This window comes from Tenacibaculum insulae (assembly GCF_964512435.1).
In the GTDB taxonomy this organism is placed as follows: domain Bacteria; phylum Bacteroidota; class Bacteroidia; order Flavobacteriales; family Flavobacteriaceae; genus Polaribacter; species Polaribacter insulae_A.
The window spans coordinates 2,722,713-2,742,151 of the sequence record NZ_OZ208512.1; the positions used below are offsets into that span (position 1 = coordinate 2,722,713).

The following is a 19,439-nucleotide window of genomic DNA, read 5'->3' on the forward strand; positions in this document are numbered from 1 at the left end:
CTTACTTTACAAACTATTATTTTAAGAGTGGCAAAAAGTGGCAAGCCTTATGTTACATGGAATTGACAAACATTTTAAAATGAAAAACCTTATATTGTGATCTTGTTTTTAACATCATTTTTATTTCAATGAAACATCTTTTATTTATTCTTTTTTTAATACAAACAACCTATTGTTTTTCGCAACAAAAGAATGATTCTATTTTTAATAAACTGATGAAATCAGGAAAAAAACATAGAAATAAAAACCCTAAAAAAGCACTTTTTTACTTTGCTAAAGCATTAGAAAAAGCAAAAGAGAATGATACAAAAACACAACTAGCAAAATCTTACACTTACTTAAGTTACGCTAATAGAGATTTAGCAAATTACCCTAAAGCTTTAGATTATTTATTTAAATCATTACGTGTAAATGAGTTTTTAAAAGATAGTACACGTATTGCTATTAATTATTTTGATATGGCCAATGTTAATCGTTATATAAATGATTATGAAAATGCCTTAAATTATTTTAAAAATGCTTTAACAATTTATAAATCAACAAATGATTCATTAAACCAAGCACTTACTTATGAAGCTATGGGAATTGTTTATAGGAGAACCCAAAAACTACATGATGCCGAAAAAGTATATGATAAAGCAGCAAGTTTATTTGCAATTTTAAAAAAGAAAAGAGGTAGTAATCGTTTAAAAGCTAACAAAGCACGGTTATATATAGATTTAAAAAAGTATAAGGAATCTTTATCTATTTATTTTAGTCTACTTGATTATTATAAAAAGAAAAAAAACGAAAGATCTTTGCAAACTTTTTACGGTAACATTGCGCTTAACTACCAAATGTTAAAGCAACATAAATTAGCTATTAAATATTTAGATTCTGCCATAAATATTTCTACTAAAAATGGTTATCGAGATCGTACATCTATTAATTTAAAATTTAGAAGTGAAAATTATAAAGCTTTAAAAAACTATAAAAAAGCACTAAATGACTATCAACTTTATAAAGTATATAACGATTCTATTTTTAATTTTAAAAATTCCAAAAAAATAAAAGAGTTAGAACTTAAATATAGTTTTGAAAAAGAACAATTAAAAGATAGCTTACAATATGCAGCTAAAGAACAAAAGCTTGTTATTAAAGCGGAAGCTCAAAAAAAAGAAGTTCAATTATATGTTATTCTTTTAATTATTACGGCTCTCGCTCTTTTTTGCACGATCCTTTTTTATTTATACAAAAAAAGGTTAAATATTGAACTTAAAGAAAAACGTAAACTAGAGTTTGATCTACTAAATAGTAAACTAGAAAACATTAATAATTATACTGAGCATTTAGAAATAGACAATAAAATGCGTTTTCAGTTTAAAGAAGGGTTATTAAAAAAAATTAAAGCAATTAAAAATAACCCTAATACTAAGGATTTAAAAACATACCAATCTTTAATTATTGATTTACAAACACAAATACAAACTGAAAAAAAATTAAATACGATTAGCGAAAAATCAAATACGGTTAACAATAAATTAGAAGCTATTTTAATTAAACAATTTTCTGATTTAACAAAAAGCGAGCGAGAAATTTGTAGTTTAATTTCTTTAAATTTAAGCAATAAAGAAATTATGAATGTTCGTAATGTATCGCTCGACTCAGTAAAGTCTGCACGTTATCGTATTCGTAAAAAAATGAATATTTTAAAAGGTATCGAGTTAGAACAATTTATTAAAGATTTAATTTAAATCATCAATAATTACATTTTTTGTACCAATCCAAATAACACCTTTTTTAGTATAATAAGTTGTATTACCAAAACCATCTGTGTATGACCTTGGATTTTCTTTTAACTTTTTCTTATACCATTTTTTAGAAGAGCTATAATCTGCGAGTGTCAAATAATCATCAATCTCCATTTCAACATCTTCTTTGGTAAAATAATTTTCATCGTGAGCATATATCCAATTAAAATCAGTTAACTGTGCTTTGAATTTACCATAATTTTTAACAGGCATTTTACGTTGTTTTTCTGGACGATAAAAGGTTGTTTTATAAAAATCAATATAATCATCTATTGCACAAACTATTTGCGATTTTGCTACATCTTGCTCAAACAACCAAATTGTTAAGTAATAAGGTTTATTTAACGCTTTTAATTGCTTTTCCCAACTGTTATAAATATCGAGTAAGCTTTTTATTATAAGCTTACGATTTTTATTTTTTGGTGATGGATTTTCTGCTCGTGAAACTGAAATATCAGAAAACGGACTTACCCATACTTTACAGTATTCTCTTTTATAAGATTCTAAATATTCAATATTTAAGTTTAAATTATTGTTTTTCCATTTTTCAATTTCTTTTTGAATACGATTATGACCTCTTATTTTTTTATATTTAATCATCTATTTTTTAAGACAAATTTTATAATTAATTCAATTTATAACACATTAAAGCTATCAGATTTTACTTAAAACAATCTGATTTTTTTGGTCGTTCATTTTCTGGAGTTAAATCTCTACGATAAAAAAGTGTACTTATTATACTTATGTTAGATCGCTTTGCGCCCATTTCTAAAAAAATTTCTTTTTCTCCTTTATTCGCAAAATCATACGTTAAATCTTGATGTAATGCTTTTTGTTTCCCTTTATAGTTATAACATACTAACAATGCATATACACCAAAATTAGAAGTCGGTTTTTTAGCTTTCATATCATAAGCTAACGGTTTTACCATTAAACGAGTATTACCATATTTATTTTCTTGTAAAATTGTTTTCACTTCACTTATTGCCTGACTAAATAAAGGTGTTACTAAAAACAAAAAAACTATACTATATATTTTTTTCATGACATTTATATTTTATTGATTTTAAATATATTTAAATCATTTATTATAAAAAATACCTAAAACTAAGTACTTTTTATAATAAGTATGCCTAATAAATTACGCATACATTTTTTAATTAACATTAATTTAAAATTAAGTAAAGCAAAATTTTGTAATTTAGTGCCCAATAATGAAAAAAACAGTCCATAAAATAGCAGCAATTTTAATGGCATTTGTAGTAATACTTTCTACAATGTCGTTTACTATTGATATGCATTATTGTGGAGACACTTTAGTTGAAACTGCCGTTTTTAAGAAAGCGAAAGATTGTGGTATGGAAATGCAACAAACAGCACTTAAAAATTGCGATATCATAAAAAAGGACTGTTGTAATAATGTACAAATTGCTTTTGATAGTAAAGATGAAATAAAACCATCTTTTGAAATTCTTACTTTTAAACAACAACAATTTGTAGCTTCATTTGTTTACAGCTACGTACATCTTTTTAAAGATTTTACAACTACAAAAAAATACTTTCAAGAATACAAACCTCCACTCGTTTACAAAGAAATTTACAAAGTAAACGAACTTTATTTAATTTGATTTTTTAACAATTAACTGTATTATCCTATAACTTTTATGTTTTAAGGATAATTTTCTGTGTCTGATGTTTTTACAAACATCTAAGTTTAATTGTTTAAGTATCAAATATTATGCTAAATAAAAGCATCAAATTTTTAATAGAAAATAAACTTGTAGCTGTTTTATTACTCGTTTTATTTATAGGATGGGGAACCGTAAACGCACCTTTTAATTGGAACACTTACTTTTTACCTAGCAATCCGGTAGCAGTAGATGCGATTCCTGATATTGGCGAAAATCAACAAATTGTATTTACAAAATGGGAAGGTCGTTCGCCACAAGATATTGAAGATCAAATCACTTACCCTTTAACAACCTCTTTGTTAGGTATTTCAGGAGTAAAAACCATTCGTAGTTCTTCTATGTTCGGATTTTCTAGTATATACATCATTTTTGAAGAAAATGTTGACTTTTACTGGAGTAGAAGTAGAATTTTAGAAAAATTAAATTCTTTACCTAATAACCTATTACCTGATGAAGTAAATCCGTCTTTAGGATCTGATGCCACAGGTTTAGGACAAATATTTTGGTACACTTTAGAGGGGAGAGACAAAGACAATAATGTTACTGGTGGTTGGGATTTACATGAACTAAGAAGTCTGCAAGATTACTATGTTAAGTATGCTTTATCTTCCGCTAGCGGTGTATCAGAAGTTGCCTCTATAGGTGGTTACGTTCAAGAATATCAAATAGATGTAAATCCCGAATTAATGCGACAATACAACATCAGTTTACAACAAATTGTAAAAGCTGTAAAAGAAAGCAATAAAGATATTGGCGCACAAACTATTGAAGTTAATAAAGTGGAGTATTTAGTAAGAGGTTTAGGGTATATAAAATCTATTGCTGATATTGAAAATGCAGTCGTAGTTTCTAAAGATTTTACCGCTTTAAAAATAAAGGATATTGCCAAAGTTACCCTTGCTCCAAAAACAAGACGCGGAATTTTAGATAAAGAAGGTGCTGAAGTTGTTGGTGGCGTAGTGGTTGCTCGATACGGCGCTAATCCTTTAGAGGTAATTAATAATGTGAAAGAAAAAATTGGCGAATTAAGTGCTGGTTTACCTTCTAAAACATTAAAAGATGGTACAAAATCGCAATTAACAATTGTTCCTTTTTATGACAGATCAGAATTAATTAAAGAAACCTTAGGTACGCTTAACGAAGCTTTAACTTTAGAAATTTTAATTACCATTTTAGTCATTATCATCATGGTATTTAACCTTAGAGCTTCTATTTTAATTTCTGGCTTACTGCCCATTGCCGTTTTAATGGTATTTATTGCCATGAAAGCGTTTGGAGTAGATGCCAATATTGTTGCACTTTCTGGTATTGCAATTGCTATTGGAACCATGGTAGATGTTGGAGTTATTTTATCCGAAAATATTATTCGGCATTTAGATGAAAACAACAATAAACCACCCATTAACACTGTTGTTTACAACGCAACATCCGAAGTTTCGGGAGCTATTATTACAGCCGTTTTAACTACAATTATTAGTTTTATTCCGGTTTTTACAATGATTGGTGCTGAAGGTAAATTATTTAGACCTTTAGCTTTTACAAAAACATTTGCACTTACCGCTTCTATAATTGTTGCGCTATTTTTAATTCCGCCATTTGCTGCGTTTTTATTCAAAAAAAGAACAATTAAAAAAGTATTTAATATCGGCTTAAATATTCTTTTAATCTTCTTTGGTATTCTTGCTTTTATATTCGGATACTGGTTAGGAGGTATTTTAATTGCTTTTGCTGTAAATGCCTTATATTTCTTGTATTTTAATAAAAATAAAATCAATTTTTCAGTCTTTCATTTTCCAATTTCACTTTCTAAAAACCACCTAAATATTAGCATATCTGCTTTAACAATTGTGTTTTTATTAGCTGAATATTGGAGGCCATTAGGGATAGATGAAAATATTTTTTGGAACCTCATTTTTGTAAGTATTATTTGCTTCGGATTACTGGGTGTATTTACCGTATTTAGAAAAAATTATACCAAAATTTTAAACTGGGCATTAAACAACAAACTCCTGTTTTTATCAATTCCAATTACTATTGTTATTTGTGGTTTTTTAATTATGAAAAATACTGGGAAAGAATTTATGCCTTCTCTTAACGAAGGATCTTTTTTACTGATGCCAACTTCAATGCCACATGCCGGAGTAGAAGAAAACAAGCGAGTTTTACAACAACTAGATATGGCGGTGGCAAGTATTCCTGAAATTAAAACCGTTGTTGGTAAAGCTGGTCGAGTAGAATCTTCTTTAGACCCTGCTCCTTTATCGATGTACGAAAATTTAATTCAGTACAAACCCGAATATATGCTTAATAAAAACGGCACACGACAACGGTATAAAACCAATAACGATGGTTTATTCGAACTAAAAAATGGTGGATTTGTTAAAAACAGTAACACTAAATTAAATTCGAATATTACTGAACATAAAGGAAATAAAATTGCTACAGATTTTACCATAACTGCCAAACAATTAATTGAAGATGATAACGGAGAGTTTTATCGTAATTGGCGACCAAAAATAAAATCTGCGGATGATATTTGGAACGAAATTGTACGTGTTACAAAATTACCTGGTGTTACTTCTGCCCCAAAACTACAACCTATTGAAACCCGACTGGTAATGCTGCAAACAGGTATGCGAGCTCCAATGGGAATTAAAGTAAAAGGTCAGAATTTAAAACAAATTGAAGCATTTGGGGTACAATTAGAAACGCTTTTAAAACAAGTTGAAGGTGTAAAAAAAGAAGCTGTTTTTGCTGATAGAATTGTTGGTAAACCTTATTTATTAATAGACATTGATAGAGAAAAAATAGCACGTTACGGTATTTCTATACAAAATGTACAAGATGTTTTAAAAGTTGCTGTTGGCGGTATGGTTTTAACACAAACTGTTGAAGGTCGTGAACGATATGGTGTACGAGTACGTTATCCAAGGGAGTTAAGAGCAAATCCAACCGATTTAAAAAACATTTATATTCCTGTTGCTAAAGGAAAATCTGTTCCGTTAAGTGAATTGGCAACTATAAAATACGAGCAAGGTGCCCAGGTTATAAAAAGTGAAGACACTTTTTTAATTGGTTATGTTTTGTTTGATAAATTAAAAGATTATGCAGAAATAAATGTTGTAGAAAGCGCACAAGCATTAATTCAATCTAAAATTGCTTCGGGTCATTTAGTAGTACCTAAAGGAATCAGTTATCAATTTACTGGTACTTACGAAAATCAACTAAGAGCAGAAAAAACACTTTCGGTAGTAGTGCCTTTAGCTTTAGCAATAATCTTTTTAATATTATACTTTCAGTTTCGTTCTGTAACAACTTCGTTAATGGTATTTACAGGAATTGCAGTGGCTTTTGCTGGTGGATTTATAATGATTTGGTTATACAATCAAAGTTGGTTTTTAAACATTAATTTATTCGGAGAAAATTTACGGAACTTATTTCAAATTCATCCAATAAATTTAAGTGTAGCGGTTTGGGTTGGTTTTATAGCGCTTTTTGGTATTGCTACTGATGATGGTGTAGTTATGGCCACTTATTTAACACAAACGTTTAGTAAAAATGTTCCTAAAACCAAAAAAGCAATTAGAGCCTCTATAGTAGAAGCTGGTGAAAAACGTATTAGACCTTGTTTAATGACTACGGCTACAACAATATTAGCTTTATTACCTGTATTAACATCAACAGGAAGAGGAAGTGATATTATGATTCCGATGGCAATTCCTAGTTTTGGTGGTATGCTTGTGGCTTTAATAACTCTTTTTGTAGTACCCGTTTTATATAGTTGGAAACAAGAATTACAACTTAAAAAATAATCGTATGAAATATTTAAAATTCAACATAAAATTAATCATCCTTTTTGGTTCATTTTTATTTTTTATAAAAGGAAACGCGCAACAATTAAACACTTTAATTGCAGATGCTTTGGCTAATAATCCTAAAATTAAAGCGTTTAAATTAAAATATGAGGTTGCCAAAGAAAAAGTAAACGAAGCAAACACATTGCCTAATACACAATTTGGTCTCGGCTATTTTGTAAGCGAGCCCGAAACAAGAACAGGCGCGCAACGCTTTAAAGTTTCGGCAAAACAAATGTTGCCATCTTTTGGTGTAATTACCGCAAGAGAAAATTATATTAATACTTTGGCTAACGCGGTTTATGAAGACATAACCATTGCTAAAAGAAAATTAGTATTATCCGTATCTAAATCGTATTATAATTTATATGTTTTAACCCAAAAGCAAGCCATTTTAAGTGAAAATATTACTTTACTTAAAACGTATAACGAATTGGCTTTAACTGCAGTTAAAGTTGGTAAATCATCTGCTGTAGATGTGTTGCGATTACAAATAAGACAAAATGAATTATTGCAATTAAAGCAAGTTTTGGCTCAAAATTACCTTGCTGAACTTAGCAAGTTTAACAACTTATTAAATAGAAATAAAAATATTGAAGTTGTTATTACTGATGTATTACTGATACCTATAAAAACGGATTTAATTAATTCTGAAAACCTTGCTTTACATCCTGAGTTATTAAAGTATGATAAACTTTACACATCAGTCGAACAATCTGAATTGGTAAATCAAAAAGAAGGGAATCCAACTCTAGGTTTTGGTTTAGATTACATAGCGGTATCAGAAAGACCAAACATGAATTTTAGTGATAACGGAAAAGATATTTTTATGCCAATGGTTAGTATTTCTATCCCGATTTTTAACAATAAACACAAATCGAAAACCAAACAAAACTTTTTGCAGCAGCAAGAAATTTTATCGCAAAAAAATAGTCGGTTAAATACTTTAAGAACCTTACTTGACAAAGCTATTAACGAAAGAACATCAGCAGAGATAAGTTATAGCACGCAAACTAAAAACTTACAACAGGCTAAAAATGCCGAAACCATTTTAGTTAAAAGTTACGAAACTGGTACCATCAACTTTAATGATATTTTAGACATTCAGGAGCTACAATTAAAATTTCAACTGAATCAAATCGAAGCGATTAAAAAATATTATTTACAAACTTTAATTATTAATTATTTAACGGTTCATAATTAATTAACAAGATACAATTCTGAAGAGAAATCAGAAAAACACAAATAAAAATTCAAACATTTATTAACTATAAAAATCAATTAAAAATGAAAACAGTAAAAACAATTTTAGGTGTTTTAGCATTTAGTTTTATGTTAACAACAGTATCGTGTAAAGATGCTAAAAAACAAGAAACTACTACTAAAACTGAAGAAGTAAAAAAGTCAGAAAAAAAAGAACTTAATTCTGCTTATGTATGCCCAATGCATTGTGAAGGTAGCGGTAGTGATGCTGCTGGAGAATGCCCTAAATGTGGAATGACTTATGTTAAAAACGAAGATCATAACGCAAACGGTCATAAACATTAAAAAACTAAAAATGTGGCAATATTAAAAAGAGCATAATCTTGTCACATTTTTATAAAAGTTAATAATTTTTGAAGATTTAATACATTTTAAAATGAAAAAGTACATTGGTTACATCGTTATATTAGTTTTTGGTTTGTTGTTTGGCTACTTGACTTCTAAAAGTTTATCCGAAGAAAAAACAACACATAATATTGTTAAAACGGATCAAAAAAATGAAATGTGGACTTGTTCTATGCATCCACAAATAATGCAACCCGAAGCGGGCGACTGCCCTATTTGTGGTATGGATTTAATACCTGCTGAAACAAGTGCCGACGGACTAAACGTTAACGAGTTTAAACTGTCTAAAAATGCAATGGCGTTGGCAAACATACAAACCACGGTTATTGACAATACCATGAATACTGATAATACTATAAAATTATCAGGAAAAATTAACGAAAATGAAAATGCAAACGTGGTACAAGCAAGTTATTTTTCTGGAAGGATTGAACGTTTATATATTAGTTCTATTGGCCAAAAAGTTAGTAAAGGACAACTTTTAGCAACCATATATTCGCCTGAGTTATTTTCGGCACAACAAGAATTAATTACTGTTTCATTATTAAAAAAATCTCAACCTGTTTTATACAAAGCGGTGCGAAATAAATTAAAATTATGGAAAATTTCTGATAGTCAAATAGATAAAATTGAAGCATCAAAAAAAGTAACACAAAATATTCCTATTTATGCCACAGTTTCGGGTACCGTTTCAGAAAAATTAGTAGCACAAGGCGATTATGTAAAACAAGGACAAGCTATTTTAAAAATTAGTAATTTAAACAGCGTTTGGGCAGTTTTTGATGTTTACGAAAACCAGATAGATTTACTAAAAAAAGGGCAAAATATTACAGTTACAACCAATGCGCATCCGAATAAAAAAATAAAAAAGAAAGTCGATTTTATAAATCCAACTATGAACTCCGTAACTCGAACCGTAAATTTACGAGTGGTTTTAAACAATAAAAATCAAGAATTTAAAACAGGCATGTTTGTAGAAGGTGTTGTTAAAAACCTAGCTTTAAACGCCAAAAATATAGTAACAGTTCCTGCTTCTGCTGTTTTATGGACAGGAAAACGTGCCGTAGTATATTTAAAAACAATGCCAAATCAATCTGTTTTTGAGTTGCAAGAAGTTACGTTAGGCAAACAATTTGGCAACCAATATCAGGTTTTAGACGGAATTAAAAGCGGAGATGAAATAGTTACCAATGGTACTTTTACGGTTGATGCAGCTGCACAATTACAAGGAAAAAAATCGATGATGAATAAAACGGGAGGAAAAGTAATGACAGGACACGAAGGTCATTTAATGAATCATAAAAATACCGAATTAGATCAATCTACAACTAATAAAAGATTATTGGTTGCCGTTACGTTTCAAAATCAGTTAAAAAAAGTTTTTAACAACTACATAAAGTTAAAAGAAGCGTTAACAAAAGACGATGTGAAATTAGTTGCTACCAATGCTACTGATATGCTAAACAGTTTATCTGAAATAAACATGAAATTATTAACAGATAAAAATGCGCATCATAAATGGATGAAAATTTCAAAAAAATTAAATTCAATTAGCATCTCTATTTCAGTAAATTACAATATAGAAAAACAAAGAAGTTATTTTAAATCTTTATCTTTAAGTTTAATTAATGCTATTGAAATTTTTGGTGTAAACGAAAAAGTTTACAGTCAATTTTGTCCAATGGTAAATGATAATAATGGAGCGTACTGGTTAAGTAAAGAAAAAAAAGTGGTAAACCCTTATTTTGGTGGCGGCATGCTAAAATGCGGTAGCGTAAAAAAAACCATTGAATAGCATCCTAAAAAAAGACCTTCTTTATTATCATTTTTAATATTAAAATCGGATTATTTCTAAAACATGACCTTTATCATATTTTAAAGTATCCTTTCTATAGAAATTTGTTGTAAAAATCTAAAATAATTAATTATGAAAATAAACAAAATTTTTAGTATCATTTTAATCTTTACCGCTACTTTAACTTATGCACAGTTAAAGATAGATACAGAGTTGCGTCCGCGAGCGGAATATAGGCATGGATTTAAAACCTTATTTCCAGACAATGCAAATGCTGCTTTATTTACATCGCAAAGAACTCGATTAAATATAGCGCATTCTATCGAAAAACTTAATTTTTATGTGAGTATTCAAGATGTAAGAGTTTGGGGAGACGTGCCTCAATTAAATAGCGCAGATAATAACGGATTAAGTTTGCATCAAGCTTGGGCAGAAATACTTTTAGATGCAAATTATTCTTTAAAACTAGGGCGTCAAGAAATTATTTATGATGATAGTAGAATATTTGGTAATGTAGGTTGGGCTCAACAAGCTCGCAGCCATGACTTGGCCTTATTTAGGTACAAAAAAGGAAGTTTTAAAGCCGATTTAGGATTAGCTTTTAATCAATCAAAAGAAAACTTAACAGGAACAGATTTAACAACTCCGAATACCTATAAAGCAATGCAATATGCATGGTTACATAAAGATTGGAATAATTTTTCTGGTAGTTTTTTATTCTTAAATAACGGTTTACAATCTACTGACGGACTTAAATACAGCCAAACAATTGGTACACATTTAAAAGCAAAACAAAATAATTTACAATTAGCAGCAAACTTATATTATCAATTTGGTAACGATGTTAACAATAATGATTTAAGTGCTTATTTACTAGGTTTAGAAGCTAATTACAAATTAAATGATAAAACTACCGTTGGTTTAGGTACCGAATTACAAAGTGGTAACGATTATAATACTTCCGCTGGAGATAACAATGCTTTTAATCCATTTTATGGTACAAATCATAAATTTAATGGTTTTATGGATTATTTTTATGTAGGTAACCACGCAAATAGTGTTGGTTTACTAGATATTTATGCGAAAGCGAACTTTAAATTAAATCCAAAATCTAGTTTAACAGCCTTTGTACATAGTTTTTCTGCTGCTGCAGATATAAACGCAACCGTATCTAAACAATTAGGTACTGAGTTAGATTTAGTTTACGCATACAATTACACCAAAAACATAGGCTTTAAAGCAGGATATTCGCAAATGTTTGCTTCAGAAGGAATGGAAGCTTTAAAAGGAATATCTGACAATAACACAAACAACTGGGGTTGGGTAATGGTTACCATTAACCCTACTTTATTTACCTCTAAAAAATAAAATTATGGTATTAGAAAACGAAAAAACTGTAGCAAATTATGTAGCTGAAAATATTAAAACTGCACACGTTTTTAAAAAACACGGAATCGATTTTTGCTGCGGAGGTAACATTACAGTTGCCGAAGCTTGTGCTAAAAAAAATGTTGAGGTAGCAATACTTGAAAAAGAACTTGAAGCTGTAGATGCAGTAAAAGATGTTATAGAAGATTATAATAAATGGGAGTTAGATTTTTTAATGATTTATATCGAAAATGTACACCATAATTATGTTAGAGAAAGTTTACCTTTAATTTCTGAATATGCAAATAAAGTTGCCAAAGTTCATGGGCATCATTATACCGAAGTGGTAAAAATAAATCAACTTTTTCATGAAGTAGCAAATGAGTTACTTTCTCACATGCAAAAAGAAGAAGAAATTTTATTTCCGTTTATCAAACAATTGGTAGATGCTAAAAAAGAAGGAATTAAAAGTGTTGCAGCTCCTTTCGGAACGGTAAATAATCCTATTAGAATGATGGAGCAAGAGCACGAAAGTGCTGGTGATATTTTTAAAGAAATAGCTACATTAACAAATAATTATACGCCTCCGGCAGAAGCTTGTAATACATTTAAAGCATTGTACGCTAAGTTAGATGAGTTTGAACAAGATTTACATCAACATATACATTTAGAAAACAATATTTTACACCCGAAAGCGATTGTTTTAGAAAAACAATTATCGTAATATATTAAGCATAAAAAAAGGAGTATTCAAATTGAATACTCCTTTTTTTTAGCACTATTTTATACCTAATTAAAGCGATTGTAAACTTCACGCTCTAATTCATCTCTAAAATTAGGGTGCGCAATAGAAATTAATGCTTTTGCTCGTTGCTTTAAACTTTTACCAAATAAATTAACAACCCCATATTCTGTAGCAACATAATGTACATGCGCTCTTGTGGTAGTTACCCCGGCGCCTTCTTTTAAAAATGGAGTTATTTTTGAAATTCCTTTTGTAGTAATAGAGGGCATTGCAAAAATTGCCTTCCCTTCTTTTGATAACGACGCTCCGCGGATAAAATCCATCTGACCGCCTACTCCAGAATATTGATATTTACCAATAGTATCGGCACAAACTTGTCCGGTAATATCAATTTCAATCGCACTATTTATAGCCGTAACTTTTGGGTTTTGTCTTATAATAGCGGTGTCGTTTGTGTAACCAGCTTCTTTAAAATGCACTAGTGGATTATCATCAATAAAATCATATAATTTTTGAGATCCCATAGCAAAACAAGTTACAATTTTACCTGTTTTAATTTCTTTTTCTTCGCCTGTAATAATCCCTTTTTCTACCAATGGTAGGATTCCGTCTGAAAACATTTCAGTATGAATTCCTAAACGCTTATGATTTGTTAAATTGTGTAAAACAGCGTTGGGTATATTTCCTATTCCCATTTGTAAAGTAGCTCCATCGTCAATTAAACCAGCAACATGTTGTCCTATTTTTAATTCAATTTCTGAAGGACTTCCAGATACCGAACCGTGAATTGGTGCATTCATTTTAACAGCATAATCAATGTTTTTTATATGAATAATACCATCTCCATGAGTTCTTGGCACATGATTATTAATTTGTGCAATTACTATTTTTGCTGTTTGTATGGCAGGTAAAGTTATATCTACCGAAACGCCTAAAGAACAATATCCGTGTTTATCGGGTGGAGAAACTTGAATAAAAGCAACATCTAGCGGGTAAATATTTCGACGAAACAACCAATGAATTTCACTTAAAAATATAGGCATATAATCTCCATTATTAGAATTTACACCTTTACGTACATTGTCTCCCACAAAACAACTCATCAGTTTAAAAGAATCGCTATAAGGTGATTCTAAATATTTTGCGCGACCATGGGTATGTATTTGAATTATTTCTACATTTTTTAATTCTTCATATCTTTCGCACAAACTATCAATAAGTAAATTTGGAGTCATTGCTGCTCCTTGAAAAAAAACTTTATCGTTTGTTTTTACTATTGAAACCGCTTCTTGAGCATTAACAATTTTCATAATATTTATTCTTTTTGATTTAAGTAAATTTCATTAAAAATCAACTCTTAATTAATGATAAAAATCATGTAAAAACTAACGTTTACCTCTGTTGTTTCGGGTAGTATTTCGTATTTTTACATCTATGATTTCTTCTTTATTTTTTTTAAAAAAACACAGTAAAATTGCACTTGGCTACTTTTTTTTAATTGCAGCTTTAGGGCTTTTACTTCGTTTGTTTTCGGTAATTGATTTACCTATAAATTATCGTTTTATAGTACACACACATTCTCATATTGCACTCTTAGGATGGGTTTATACAGCTTTAACTACTCTTATTTTTAAAATGTATTTAAGTAAAACAGATATTTATTTTAAATATAAACGATTATTTTGGGGTACACAACTTACCATTATTGGTATGCTAGTTAGTTTTCCTTTTACTGGTTATGCGTTATTCTCAATTTTATTTTCAACATTATTTTTAATTGTCTCTTATATTTTTGCTTATTTATTTTTTAAACACACTACAAAAACGCAAAAACAAACAAATTCATATAAATGTATTCGAGTTGCTTTGTGGTACATGATACTTTCTAGTATTGGTCCTTGGGCTTTAGGAATTATTATGAAAACAGCAGGAAATGGATCTGATTTATACCGAAATGCTATTTATTTTTACCTTCATTTTCAATACAACGGATGGTTTATTTTAGCACTTTTGGGAGTATTTTTATATATTTTAGAACGCTATAAAATTATACTTCCTAAAAAAACATTTCAATCCTTTTTTTGGTTAATAAATAGTGGAGTAATATTAACTTTTGGAATTTCATTACTTTGGATGAAACCCAATATTTTAATTTATTTCTTTTCTGGATTAGGATCGTTATTACAGTTAATTGCTTTTTATATTTTGTTTAAAAATGTAGTTGTTTTTAAACAAAAACTAAGAACTATATTTTCAAAACTTTCATTAAATTTATTGACTGTTGTTTCATTGTTGTTTTTAGTAAAATTACTATTTCAAATAGCTGGTTCAACACCATATATTGCAAATGCCATTTCATCAAACGTAAATTTAATTATAGGTTATTTACATTGGACGTTTTTAGGTGTTGTAAGCATTTCTCTGCTGCTTTTTTTAGCTCAATTTAAGTTGATTGTATTGTCTAAAAAAAGCATGATTATTTATTTAATTGGCTTTATTTTAACCGAAGTTTTTATCTTTTACAAAGGATTAACTGTTTGGTTAAACATTTATTTAATAAATAATTACGCCGAATATTTAGTTATTGTTAGCGGTGTTTTTTTTATAGGTATAACTGCCATTTTTAGTAACCAACTAAAACAACATAATTAAAAGTTTAAACAAATATCTTTTTTGTATTTTTATATAAAATTAAAAAATGCTTTCTAACGCTTGTAAATACGCTATTAGATCTGTACTTTATTTATCTGTTAATTTTACTGACAACACAAAAGTGGGTGTTAAAAAAATTGCAGAAGAATTAAAGGTACCTCAACCTTTTTTATCTAAACTATTACAGCAGCTTACTAAAAACGATTTAGTTTCCTCTTCTAAAGGGCCCGCTGGAGGCTTTTATTTGAACGAAAAAAATTTAAAAAATACTGTTTGGGACATTATAAAATGTATTGACGGAACAACAAAGTTTGATAACTGTTTTATGGGATTATCTTCTTGTAACGACCTAAATCCCTGCCCTGTACATTTTACAGTTGCTCCTTTTAAACAAAAATTAATGATTGATTTTAAGGATAAATCTATTCAACAATTTTCTGAAGATATTAAAATTAAAGGACAGCATATTTTTCTTAAATAATTAATACCAAAGCTGCATAAATTATAATAAAAAACAGCAAAAGTACTTTCCAAAAAGTATGTGCTTTTTTTATCTCCATAAACTGAAAACCAACTACTAAAAATTTTAAAGTAGCTAATCCTATAATTAAAATTGCGCCTAAATTATTTTCTAAATTAGAAAACAGTGCAGATACAATAGTTAGTAACACTAAACTTACCCAAGTGGTAATTGTTAACTTGTTCATCTTAAAAAAATAAATAGATTAGAGGAAATAATAATAGCCAAATTAAATCGCACATGTGCCAAAAAGTAGCGCTTGCTTCAACATCATCAAGCGTTGTTGTGCTGTTTTCTTTTTTAATACCAAAATAAACCGATATTAAAATTACCAATCCAACAATTACATGAATAACATGAAATAAAGTTAGCATCCAATAAAAGCTAAAAAAAGTGTTGTAGCTCATATCTAAACCTGCAGCAATTTTATCGTAATATTCAACGCTTTTTAAGCCCAAAAACAGCACACCAAAAAGCATGGTAAGTAATAAATATTGTTGAGCTTTTTGTTTTTTGTTTTTCTTTAATTCATTTACGGTTACTGCCATAAAAAATCCACTGGTAAGCAAAAAAATTGTATTAATCATACCGTAAGTAGCATTTAATAATTTTCTTGAGCTAGCAAAAACCTCAGCTTCGTCTTTGCCATAATAAACCATGGCTACCAATGCCATACCAAAAGTGAATAATTCTAAATAAATGATAATCCACATAAGAATTCCTCCTGGTGGATAATAAATGCTTTTATGATTGGTTACTGAAGTATTCATATTATTGTTGATGTTTTATTTTTTCGTATAATTTTACCAGTGATTGTAATAATTCTACCGGAGTTGTTAATATTTGATAATGATTTTGCCCAAACATTTGTGGTAAATAATATTTTGCCTGTGCCTCTATCGCTAATGCATACGAGTTTATTTGTTTCTCGTTAAGTTCGCGTAAGGCTTGCTTAACATCGTTAACACCATACTTACCTTCGTAACGATCGTAATCATTTGGTTTACCATCAGAAATTAAAATTACCCACTTATTTTTAGTGTTTCGTTTTGCTAATAATGCTCCCGAATGTCTTAACGCAGGACCAATACGGGTGTAACCACTTGGTTCTATTGCGCCAACTTTATATTTTGCCTTGTTCCAATCTTCATCAAAACCTTTCATTGTTATATAACTAGAATGGTTTCTTGTTTTTGAGTAAAATGAATTGATCGAAAAATCGATATTAAACTCTTCTAAAATCTCTCCAAAAAGAATAGAAACTTGTTTTTCTACATCAATAACTCTATTTCCATCAGCATAACCATCACTTGATAAACTTGAATCTAACAATAATAAAATAGATAAATCTTTTTCTTTTTTCCTTTTTGATAAATATATTTTTTCAGATGGAGTTCTTCTAGAATGTACATCTACAAATAAATCTGTAATTGCATCTAAATCAAACTCCTCGCCTTGTGTTTGCCTTCGTTGTTGCTGATATTTATTATTTACATTGGTTAACATTTTACGCAAACCCAATAAAGTTGATCGGTTTTTAGCAATTGCTTTTTTATAATAATCAACATCCGTTTTTAAAATACTTTTAGGATATACTTTACAAAAATTGTCTTTATATGTTCGTTTGGTATAATCCCATTCATCATAAGCAACAAAATAACCTTTTTCATTTCTTTCGGCACTTTCTGCAATGGTAGTATTTTCAATAAAATCTGCCTGATAAACTGAATGCGCCGTATCATCTACACGAACCGTGTATTTCATGTTTAAATCCTCTAAAGCATTGGCATGATCATCTAACTCATCATCTCCATCCATGTCTCTAAAATTACCACCAAACTCATCTGCAGTTTCTACTTTTTCAAATTGATGTTGTAAAACAGCATCTTCTTGTTGCTTTTCATCAATTTGAACCGATATTATCTCTTCAACAGCTCTGGCTTTTAAAATTGTTTTTTCTTGTGCTTCATTTGCTTCTTTTACTTTTTCTGAAAAATTTTTTAAAGTATCTTTTGATGAATCTTCTGTAGAATTCACCATCCATTTTCCGTAAATAAACGAATAATCTACCTCTGTTTTTTTAGTTGAAACCTGGGTATAATGATTAACAAATTTTTGATAATACTTTTCTGTTACCGGAAACTCCTTAAACAATTGATGCAGTACTTTATCTGAAGTTTCGAATGCTTTTCGTTGAGAATCTTCTAATGTATATTCCTTTACCTCTTCCCAGTTTAGTAGCAAGTTTTTTTGTATTGCTAAATACAATATTCTGAATAAATAAAAAGAAGTGTTCTCTTCAATTGTTTTAAATTCAGCAAATTTTGATGGTAAAAAAAAGTTATTATTCTTATAACCGCCTTCTCTTTCGGCATCATAAATCTCAATAGATTTACCTGTAATTGCACGTGCAAAAATGGTTAATCTAGGTTTTACTTCTGTTAACGTTACGGCATAAGATAAGTCTGCTTCTTTCTTTTTACGACGACGTTTAAAATAGTGCGCAAATTTGGTAAATATATACTCATCGGGTTCAAATTCAAACATAACTGTAGTGTTTAGAATTCAGTAACTTTTATTAAAAATTACTGCAAACTATTATCATATCATTAAATCACATAAGTCATTTAACGCATTTACAATTTCTAAATCATCAGTAAGCGGTTCTACAACGGCTACATGAACAGATAATCGTTTTGGCAAGCCAGATACTATTAACTTTGCAGCATCTATTAACAATCTTGTAGATACAGTTTCTGTTAACCCTAATTCGGTTAAATTTCTAATTTTATTGGCAATATTAACCAGCTTTTTAGCATCTGATTCTTGAATTTTAGTTTCATTTATCAGAATTTCAATTTCATTTTTTTCTTCTGGATAGTTAAAAGAAACTGCTACAAAACGTTGTCTTGTAGATGGTTTTAATTCTTTAAATCCTCGTTGATAACCTGGATTAAATGATGCTACTAATGTAAAATCTTCATGTGCTTTTATCGTTTCTCCTAGCTTATCAATAAACAACTCTCGCCTATGATCTGTAAGTGAGTGAATTGCAACAATTACATCGGGTCTTGCTTCTGCAATTTCATCTAAATATAAAATTGCTCCCGTTTTTACTGCAATTGTTAAAGGGCCGTCTAACCAAACGGTTTCTGCTCCTTTTATAATATAACGACCTATTAAATCGGTCGATGAAGTTTCTTCGTTACAACTTACTGTAATTAGTTTTTTATCTAATTTATGCGCCATAAACTCGATAAACCTTGATTTTCCTGTACCTGTTGGTCCTTTTAATAAAAACGGTAATTTTTGTTGATAAGAATGCATAAAAACAGCTACTTCTTTACCTACCGATTTATAATAAGGTGTACTTTTTACTCCGTTTAAAACAGGTGATTTTTCAATTGAACTCATTG

At 29.2% G+C, this 19,439-nt stretch carries 17 protein-coding genes; 10 read left to right on the plus strand and 7 right to left on the minus strand.

The genetic code is table 11. From position 1 onward, the window contains the following. Window positions 1-128: 128 nt before the first annotated feature. On the plus strand, window positions 129-1,733 hold the full coding sequence (locus tag ACN5J5_RS12465) for a tetratricopeptide repeat protein (RefSeq protein WP_418645217.1): 1,605 nt from the start codon (window positions 129-131) through the stop codon (window positions 1,731-1,733). On the opposite strand, the gene ACN5J5_RS12470 is transcribed toward ACN5J5_RS12465, so the two are convergent. After that, window positions 1,725-2,390, minus strand: coding sequence for a hypothetical protein (locus tag ACN5J5_RS12470; RefSeq protein ID WP_418645218.1), 666 nt, complete (start codon window positions 2,388-2,390; stop codon window positions 1,725-1,727). The two genes, ACN5J5_RS12465 and ACN5J5_RS12470, sit on opposite strands and share 9 nt — an antisense overlap. A 61-nt stretch (window positions 2,391-2,451) precedes the next feature. Beyond that, entirely contained in the window at window positions 2,452-2,835 is a 384-nt protein-coding gene (locus tag ACN5J5_RS12475; protein WP_418645219.1) for a hypothetical protein, read from the minus strand. Between the two features lie 169 nt (window positions 2,836-3,004). Between ACN5J5_RS12475 and ACN5J5_RS12480 the strand changes: the two genes are divergently transcribed. The 7 genes from ACN5J5_RS12480 (at window position 3,005) to ric (ending at window position 12,830) form a co-directional block, all read left to right on the plus strand. Beyond that, window positions 3,005-3,418, plus strand: coding sequence for an HYC_CC_PP family protein (locus ACN5J5_RS12480; RefSeq protein WP_418645220.1), 414 nt, complete (start codon window positions 3,005-3,007; stop codon window positions 3,416-3,418). A gap of 110 nt (window positions 3,419-3,528) precedes the next feature. Next, window positions 3,529-7,293, plus strand: coding sequence for an efflux RND transporter permease subunit (locus ACN5J5_RS12485; protein WP_418645221.1), 3,765 nt, complete (start codon window positions 3,529-3,531; stop codon window positions 7,291-7,293). 4 nt (window positions 7,294-7,297) lie between these two features. Beyond that, window positions 7,298-8,539: a TolC family protein gene (locus ACN5J5_RS12490; RefSeq protein ID WP_418645222.1), complete on the plus strand. Its 1,242-nt coding sequence runs from the start codon at window positions 7,298-7,300 to the stop codon at window positions 8,537-8,539. Window positions 8,540-8,622: 83 nt separating this feature from the next. Next, window positions 8,623-8,883: a heavy metal-binding domain-containing protein gene (locus ACN5J5_RS12495; RefSeq protein ID WP_418645223.1), complete on the plus strand. Its 261-nt coding sequence runs from the start codon at window positions 8,623-8,625 to the stop codon at window positions 8,881-8,883. A 91-nt stretch (window positions 8,884-8,974) separates the two neighbouring features. After that, on the plus strand, window positions 8,975-10,738 hold the full coding sequence (locus ACN5J5_RS12500; protein ID WP_418645224.1) for an efflux RND transporter periplasmic adaptor subunit: 1,764 nt from the start codon (window positions 8,975-8,977) through the stop codon (window positions 10,736-10,738). A 132-nt stretch (window positions 10,739-10,870) separates the two neighbouring features. Continuing rightward, window positions 10,871-12,106 carry an alginate export family protein gene (locus ACN5J5_RS12505; protein WP_418645225.1) on the plus strand — a complete coding sequence of 412 codons (1,236 nt, stop codon included), beginning with the start codon at window positions 10,871-10,873 and terminating at the stop codon, window positions 12,104-12,106. Window positions 12,107-12,110: 4 nt separating this feature from the next. Continuing rightward, on the plus strand, window positions 12,111-12,830 hold the full coding sequence (gene ric, locus ACN5J5_RS12510; protein ID WP_418645226.1) for an iron-sulfur cluster repair di-iron protein: 720 nt from the start codon (window positions 12,111-12,113) through the stop codon (window positions 12,828-12,830). Window positions 12,831-12,895: 65 nt separating this feature from the next. Here ric and ACN5J5_RS12515 read toward each other — a convergent pair whose 3' ends face one another. Then, window positions 12,896-14,161, minus strand: coding sequence for an acetyl-CoA hydrolase/transferase family protein (locus ACN5J5_RS12515; protein ID WP_418645227.1), 1,266 nt, complete (start codon window positions 14,159-14,161; stop codon window positions 12,896-12,898). Between the two features lie 124 nt (window positions 14,162-14,285). Here ACN5J5_RS12515 and ACN5J5_RS12520 point away from each other — a divergent pair, with 124 nt between their 5' ends. Together ACN5J5_RS12520 and ACN5J5_RS12525 are read left to right on the plus strand one after the other, a co-directional pair. Then, a complete protein-coding gene (locus ACN5J5_RS12520) occupies window positions 14,286-15,503 on the plus strand; it encodes a hypothetical protein (protein ID WP_418645228.1) in 1,218 nt (405 codons plus the stop codon). A 46-nt stretch (window positions 15,504-15,549) separates the two neighbouring features. Next, on the plus strand, window positions 15,550-15,984 hold the full coding sequence (locus tag ACN5J5_RS12525; protein WP_418645229.1) for an RrF2 family transcriptional regulator: 435 nt from the start codon (window positions 15,550-15,552) through the stop codon (window positions 15,982-15,984). Here the strand turns inward: ACN5J5_RS12525 and ACN5J5_RS12530 are convergent. The 4 genes from ACN5J5_RS12530 to ACN5J5_RS12545 are packed head-to-tail and all read right to left on the minus strand — an operon-like array spanning window position 15,977 to window position 19,437. Then, complete coding sequence (locus ACN5J5_RS12530; protein WP_418645230.1) at window positions 15,977-16,210, minus strand: cytochrome C oxidase subunit IV family protein; 234 nt, start codon at window positions 16,208-16,210, stop codon at window positions 15,977-15,979. The two genes, ACN5J5_RS12525 and ACN5J5_RS12530, sit on opposite strands and share 8 nt — an antisense overlap. A gap of 1 nt (window position 16,211) precedes the next feature. Then, window positions 16,212-16,793 (minus strand): cytochrome c oxidase subunit 3, encoded by a 582-nt coding sequence (locus ACN5J5_RS12535; protein ID WP_418645231.1) that lies wholly within the window; start codon window positions 16,791-16,793, stop codon window positions 16,212-16,214. A 1-nt stretch (window position 16,794) separates the two neighbouring features. Further along, a complete protein-coding gene (locus tag ACN5J5_RS12540) occupies window positions 16,795-18,570 on the minus strand; it encodes a nitric oxide reductase activation protein NorD (protein ID WP_418645232.1) in 1,776 nt (591 codons plus the stop codon). A 54-nt stretch (window positions 18,571-18,624) separates the two neighbouring features. Beyond that, the gene (locus ACN5J5_RS12545) at window positions 18,625-19,437 is read right to left on the minus strand and encodes a CbbQ/NirQ/NorQ/GpvN family protein (RefSeq protein ID WP_418645233.1); all 813 of its coding nucleotides are present in this window, start codon (window positions 19,435-19,437) and stop codon (window positions 18,625-18,627) included. Window positions 19,438-19,439: the final 2 nt, after the last annotated feature.

Coding starts and splice junctions, on each gene's coding strand:
- ACN5J5_RS12490 (WP_418645222.1), top strand. CDS start 7,298: ATGAAATATTTAAAATTCAACATAAAATTAATCATCCTTTTTGGTTCA.
- ACN5J5_RS12530 (WP_418645230.1), bottom strand. CDS start 16,210: ATGAACAAGTTAACAATTACCACTTGGGTAAGTTTAGTGTTACTAACT.
- ACN5J5_RS12480 (WP_418645220.1), top strand. CDS start 3,005: ATGAAAAAAACAGTCCATAAAATAGCAGCAATTTTAATGGCATTTGTA.
- ACN5J5_RS12485 (WP_418645221.1), top strand. CDS start 3,529: ATGCTAAATAAAAGCATCAAATTTTTAATAGAAAATAAACTTGTAGCT.
- ACN5J5_RS12465 (WP_418645217.1), top strand. CDS start 129: ATGAAACATCTTTTATTTATTCTTTTTTTAATACAAACAACCTATTGT.
- ACN5J5_RS12500 (WP_418645224.1), top strand. CDS start 8,975: ATGAAAAAGTACATTGGTTACATCGTTATATTAGTTTTTGGTTTGTTG.
- ACN5J5_RS12470 (WP_418645218.1), bottom strand. CDS start 2,390: ATGATTAAATATAAAAAAATAAGAGGTCATAATCGTATTCAAAAAGAA.
- ACN5J5_RS12525 (WP_418645229.1), top strand. CDS start 15,550: ATGCTTTCTAACGCTTGTAAATACGCTATTAGATCTGTACTTTATTTA.
- ACN5J5_RS12495 (WP_418645223.1), top strand. CDS start 8,623: ATGAAAACAGTAAAAACAATTTTAGGTGTTTTAGCATTTAGTTTTATG.
- ACN5J5_RS12475 (WP_418645219.1), bottom strand. CDS start 2,835: ATGAAAAAAATATATAGTATAGTTTTTTTGTTTTTAGTAACACCTTTA.
- ACN5J5_RS12535 (WP_418645231.1), bottom strand. CDS start 16,793: ATGAATACTTCAGTAACCAATCATAAAAGCATTTATTATCCACCAGGA.
- ACN5J5_RS12515 (WP_418645227.1), bottom strand. CDS start 14,161: ATGAAAATTGTTAATGCTCAAGAAGCGGTTTCAATAGTAAAAACAAAC.
- ACN5J5_RS12505 (WP_418645225.1), top strand. CDS start 10,871: ATGAAAATAAACAAAATTTTTAGTATCATTTTAATCTTTACCGCTACT.
- ric (WP_418645226.1), top strand. CDS start 12,111: ATGGTATTAGAAAACGAAAAAACTGTAGCAAATTATGTAGCTGAAAAT.
- ACN5J5_RS12520 (WP_418645228.1), top strand. CDS start 14,286: ATGATTTCTTCTTTATTTTTTTTAAAAAAACACAGTAAAATTGCACTT.
- ACN5J5_RS12545 (WP_418645233.1), bottom strand. CDS start 19,437: ATGAGTTCAATTGAAAAATCACCTGTTTTAAACGGAGTAAAAAGTACA.
- ACN5J5_RS12540 (WP_418645232.1), bottom strand. CDS start 18,570: ATGTTTGAATTTGAACCCGATGAGTATATATTTACCAAATTTGCGCAC.